Genomic DNA, 249 nt, shown 5'->3' with positions numbered 1-249 from the left:
TGGCCGGCAACACCCACGATGCCGCAGCCTTCGCCTTCACCCTCGACACCACGATCGCAACTGCGGGCGTGGCCCTGACCACGGACACTGGCGTCGCCGGCGACGGCGTGACGAGCCAGGCTGCGCTAACGTTCAGTGCGCCAGATGCCGACGCCACCCGCGTCATCACAGTCGATGGCAAGCAAGTCGCCAGCTATGACGCCGCCAGCATGACCGACGGCGCCCATACTGTCAGCATCACCGACACCG

General features: G+C 67.1%; 1 protein-coding gene. It reads left to right on the top strand.

Annotated elements, in window-relative coordinates; translation table 11 throughout:
- The coding region (locus H3H39_RS27525) for a hypothetical protein (protein ID WP_220461697.1) at positions 1–249 on the top strand (249 nt) is incomplete at both ends.

Source organism: Rugamonas apoptosis (assembly GCF_014042355.1).
Lineage (GTDB): Bacteria > Pseudomonadota > Gammaproteobacteria > Burkholderiales > Burkholderiaceae_D > Rugamonas > Rugamonas apoptosis.
Note: the sequence above shows the minus strand (reverse complement) of the source record. Positions and strands in the feature narration are given on the sequence as shown.